This window comes from Methylobacter sp. BBA5.1, assembly GCF_000746145.1.
Lineage (GTDB): Bacteria > Pseudomonadota > Gammaproteobacteria > Methylococcales > Methylomonadaceae > Methylobacter > Methylobacter marinus.
Genome location: NZ_JQKS01000069.1, coordinates 1 through 4,619 on the forward strand (window position 1 = coordinate 1; position 4,619 = coordinate 4,619).

Annotated in this window: 4 protein-coding genes and 1 pseudogene; all 5 read right to left on the reverse strand. The window is 43.6% G+C overall.

Going from position 1 to position 4,619, the window contains the following annotated elements:
• Positions 1-463: pseudogene (locus EK22_RS25055) on the reverse strand (hypothetical protein); the annotation flags it as partial.
• Positions 457-2,196, reverse strand: coding sequence for an ATP-binding protein (locus EK22_RS21570; protein ID WP_036254346.1), 1,740 nt, complete (start codon positions 2,194-2,196; stop codon positions 457-459). The pseudogene EK22_RS25055 and the gene EK22_RS21570, both read right to left, overlap by 7 nt.
• A 605-nt stretch (positions 2,197-2,801) precedes the next feature.
• Complete coding sequence (locus tag EK22_RS24490) at positions 2,802-3,017, reverse strand: hypothetical protein (RefSeq protein WP_152565186.1); 216 nt, start codon at positions 3,015-3,017, stop codon at positions 2,802-2,804.
• Between the two features lie 210 nt (positions 3,018-3,227).
• Complete coding sequence (locus tag EK22_RS21580; RefSeq protein WP_081918018.1) at positions 3,228-3,935, reverse strand: TraX family protein; 708 nt, start codon at positions 3,933-3,935, stop codon at positions 3,228-3,230.
• The gene (locus EK22_RS21585) at positions 3,932-4,555 is read right to left on the reverse strand and encodes a transglycosylase SLT domain-containing protein (protein ID WP_036254350.1); all 624 of its coding nucleotides are present in this window, start codon (positions 4,553-4,555) and stop codon (positions 3,932-3,934) included. The genes EK22_RS21580 and EK22_RS21585 overlap by 4 nt, the downstream gene beginning before the upstream one ends.
• Positions 4,556-4,619: the final 64 nt, after the last annotated feature.

A 4,619-nucleotide genomic window follows, 5' to 3' on the forward strand; every position in this document is an offset into this window, starting at 1 on the left:
GATGAATAAATAAGCGTTCATTTTTGCTACTAACAGTCTTAGTTCCTTTTTCACCTTGACAAATGTCACACATGGGAAACAAATTGGCAGGAGTAATCGACAATTCAGGAAATATCTCCTTGGGCAAATAATGATCGAGTGTATTTGGCGTACCATCCTCACCGCAAGCTGGGCACAGTTGCAACGATCGAGAACGCAAACCATCTAGTATCGGTTTTTGCGTAGATCCTTCTTTAGGGCTAAGGTAAAGATTCTGAAATTTTTTCTTGTGCGGCTCAATCCCTGGCCAAGGCTTTATTATTTCTGGATTACCAGCGGCATCGATATATGTTTTTGATCTTGCCTTCCATTCTTCACAAATCGAGTTGAAATAGCCCGCGTTTTTTCCATTTTGCCGTTCTGCTACTACTGAATCAATCAGACTATGATCGTCAATGTCTGGCCTATCCAAACGCATCACCATAGACCATTATCCATAGAGTTGATCTGAATAATAAGTTCCTCATTAACATTATCACCCAATGCCTCAATTAGGCCTTCTGCTGAACCAAATTCTTTCAATTGCTGACTGACCCATTCTTCATATGGTTTGGAGAGCGACTTATCACCAAAAACGTAGGAAGAAATCCTCTGCACATCACCTCCAAATGTTTCGAAAGGCGGAGTTTTGATGACAATACCATCCTTTGTATCCTCGAACACATGAACACAATCACGGGGAATCTCTCTAACTATTACAAGTGAATGAGTTGCGACAAGTGCCTTGGACCCATAGCTTGCAAGTATTGATTTAAGCATTCTAACGAAGGCTATCTCAAGGCTTTGGTGGAGAAACAATTCGGGCTCGTCTACCAAAATAAGGCTGTTCCGTCGTATTGCCCCCAGGATGTTGATGACGATATATGAAAACAATCGCTGTCCTGAGCTCAAATGCACAGGCTTTCCGCCTTTCAAAAATACAACGCCTTCTCGATCTTGAATATGCTTCCTAAGAGTCTGAGTTTTCAACTCATTTATTCGATCTGACGCTATAGGAATATAGCGTTGTTCAACAATGTCTACATCTTCAATTGTCCCCTTACCATCCACAAATGGCTCATCAATCCACTTAATATCAGTGAAGAACTTCGAAATATCATTTGAAGCACTGACTACTACAGCCGCATACTCAAAATCAATTGCCAAGCCAAGAACTTTCTCCACCGTCTTAACTTTTTTTGACCATTCCTTTATTCCCCCAAATTTTTGATCGTCAGCCAAACAATTCAGCAAAGACTGAGCCGCATTCACCCTTGGAAAATCACGAGATAAGGTAACTTTATTTGAGCCACGTTTACTGTCAGTAAGCGTTTTTTTCCGACCTCGTAATCCAAAATATTTGTATACATCATGATCCCTGCGTTGCTTATCATCATCGGTATCAACGGGAAAAAGCTCGAACGGACTGTAAGAAACAACCACAACCTGATTCAAATTTGGTCTTTCGGTGAAACCAATATCGTCTGTATTATCGGGATCAAGTTGTAACCAATTTTTAATCAGTTGATGCAAAAACTGGGATTTCCCAACGCCATTGGGTCCAATCAGTACATTGATGTCATGAGGTAGCGGACTATTTGATTCGAACCTCAAATCCAGAGGCAAATAGCCTCCTTTCGACGATCTGAACTGGAATGTCAAATTACCTATGAAAATTTTTTTTCTCCCGAAAAGTTTCCACCCATCGAGATAAGCTTTTTTCGCACCTCGCTCACGTTGCAATGACTTATTAAAGCCATCGGTCATTACTAAACGTAAAGCGTCCTCATCCTCTTTGATCTTTGCTTGATAGCTTGCATCATGAAGCGTTTGCGCAACATTTATTGCCTTGTCAAGTCCCAAGTGTCCTTCAAGTTGTTCGTAGAAAGATAAAGAAGTTGGAGTTGAAATATAGATTGTGTCTGGGATTGGGAAGGCTCCATCCCATCCTTGAGCAACAAGACCATCCAAATAGGCAAACGAAGCCATTTGCCCTTCTATCAAAATCTTTATCGCGTCAATTTCTACTGATTCACCGTTAATCCGGCAATCCGTTGGGAAAGTCGTTTTATAGTTATAGTCATCCCATTTATCAAACAACAGAACTATGATATTTGGCTCTTTCTCAATTAAACATTTTCGCTTCTTCGAATCAAGTCCAACATAAATAACTTTCACAATTCTGTTTCCCCAAAAAGATCAATAATACTGCCTGATGTAGTTATACGCCTTATCGAACAACACCTCGTCGGCATGCAGCTTGTATTTGAACAAGGATTTGCGTAGAGCTTTCTAACCTCCAGCTCGTCAGCCAGCCTATTCTACCAACAGGGAAAACGCACAAGGCTGAGAATTTCATCGCTGTCCGTCAACACATGCTCGTAAGTGATTGGCGTGTCGGCAGTTTTGATCGCGTTGAATAGATTCTGCCATGCGTTTTGACACGGCCTGGATCGTTTTTTGCCGACCAATCTGCTCCAAATGAAAAATTGCCAATGACTGCTTTCAAGTAATTCCAAGTGATTGTGTTGATTGGGATATATATCAATGCACTGCAGAATAGACACTAACGTACAATTTTCTCCTAATTCTGCGTGCTCCCCTTGTTGCTCGAATACCGGAAACTCTCTGCTGAGAGGAATCAAACTTTCTAAAATGTCCCAATGGGTATATAGGGCGTAAATTAAGCTTCTGGAGTTGGCCACTAATCACTCCAGATCCATTGTAGTGAACAAAAAAATCACTGGCAGAGAAAATCCATTCAAAAGTACTTTGGAATATTTTTATAAATTTTGCGCGCTGGAAGAAACGCCTTGAACCGTTAAGGTGAGAGTGCCGTCCGCAGTCAATCTGAAACTTTCAAACGGACGAAAAGATACCGATCCGACATTCGCTTCATATGCATCAGCCTGTATTTGGGAAAGAGTATACAGGGCTTCCATCACTTTCTCTGATAGTTCTGGCCTGACTTTGCACTGAACATTGATTTTTTGCAGCATCTTTACATTTTCGTTTATTGTTATTGCACGGTTTCAACATTAAAAGGCTAGCACTGGCTTATCAAAACCTCAATTTTTCAAAGTACAATTTAACCCAGATCATCCTAACTTAAATTTAGCACAAAGACTCTCATAAAGAACACCAATCATCGTCCTTTAATCGCCAGAAAAAGGCAAGGGAAAGCGTTTTGTGCATCATTTAGGCTACAATCAAAAAACAAGGTATCCGACTTTGCTCATGGGAATGCGTATTAGCCAGAGCATGGCCAAGTGTAGTGGATAGTAGAAATAAAACACTCGACGTAAGCGCGGCACTGATAGATCAATTTGGGCAGCGATCATAATTAATGCTAATGCAGCCATAGCCCATAGGTTTTTATTGATAAACCACAATGACGCACAGAAGAGTAGTGCGAAGAAGGCCGTGATCCAAGAAGGTTTCTTGTAGTGCATCCAAATAGTTAATCCTAGCGCAACCGCTGGCCACCAGTATTCGACCAAGCAACCGCCGAGCAGAAATACGAAGAAGGCAGCTACCCAATTGACAATGCCACCTTTCTCTACCAAGTACGCCGTGACAGTGATGACCAGGAGAGTGAAAAGGACATTAAGCGGCCCAAATGGCCAGCCGTGCAGATGATTCAGGTTCAGGGCGATAAATGGGACAGAAGCGAATATGCCGAATATCGCCAGGCGTTTCATGGTACGAGTGTAAACGCCATGGACCAATGCATCAGGCCTGGCCAGATTATACGCCAGCACGAAAACGAAAATCGGCAGGCACAGCCGGCCAGACTCAAACAGAACGGGCAGCGTGGCATTGAATAGATACTTGTTGACGTGATCCCCCGTCATTAGAATCAAACCGAGCCACTTCAACGCCTCGACTGTCCCATCGGAAAGACGCATTGGTTTCATTTGCCTTCCCCGCTATAGGTATTGAAGGAAATCTGTCGTGATACATAGCCGATAAAACTCTCGGATCGAATTGCTGCCAGTTTAGTCGTTGGTAACTTCTTGCTTGGCGTCTGGATAGCCGGCGGCATAACTTCTTGCGAGGCAGACTCGCTCGGCATCGTGAACACTGCGTCCGATTTCGTCACATCCAGTGTCACGAAACGGGTCTCAAGCCAATCCGCCCACTTGGTCGCCTTGCGCATGAGATCGGCACGATAAATGGTATTGTGCTTATCTGTGCGGGAATGGTAATTGGCCACTTTCGTCCATAGATCGCCTTTATCATTGCGAATGTGCATCCGCAAGCGCCAGGCAGCCAAGTCGAACGCATAGCAGCCTGCGGCCGCGACATCATTCGCCGTGATGCCGTATCGGCTAAGATCAGACAGGTACGAGGTATTGAACTGCATTGCGCCCACATCATGAGTGCCATTTGTGTTTCGCACCCATTGCCCCGGTTTTCCCGCTTCTTTCTCAGCCACGGCCAGCATGATATTGGCCGGGACTTCGTATTTGATGGCTGCCGAGATCGAGCATACAACGAGCTCTTGCATTTGTGGAGGTAGATCGATGATTGTCATCAGAATCCAAAGCCTCGGATCGTGCCATAAGCATTATTGATTTTTGGCGCCCATCCCTCCGGAT

Coding starts and splice junctions, on each gene's coding strand:
- EK22_RS24490 (WP_152565186.1), bottom strand. CDS start 3,017: ATGCTGCAAAAAATCAATGTTCAGTGCAAAGTCAGGCCAGAACTATCA.
- EK22_RS21580 (WP_081918018.1), bottom strand. CDS start 3,935: ATGAAACCAATGCGTCTTTCCGATGGGACAGTCGAGGCGTTGAAGTGG.
- EK22_RS21585 (WP_036254350.1), bottom strand. CDS start 4,555: ATGACAATCATCGATCTACCTCCACAAATGCAAGAGCTCGTTGTATGC.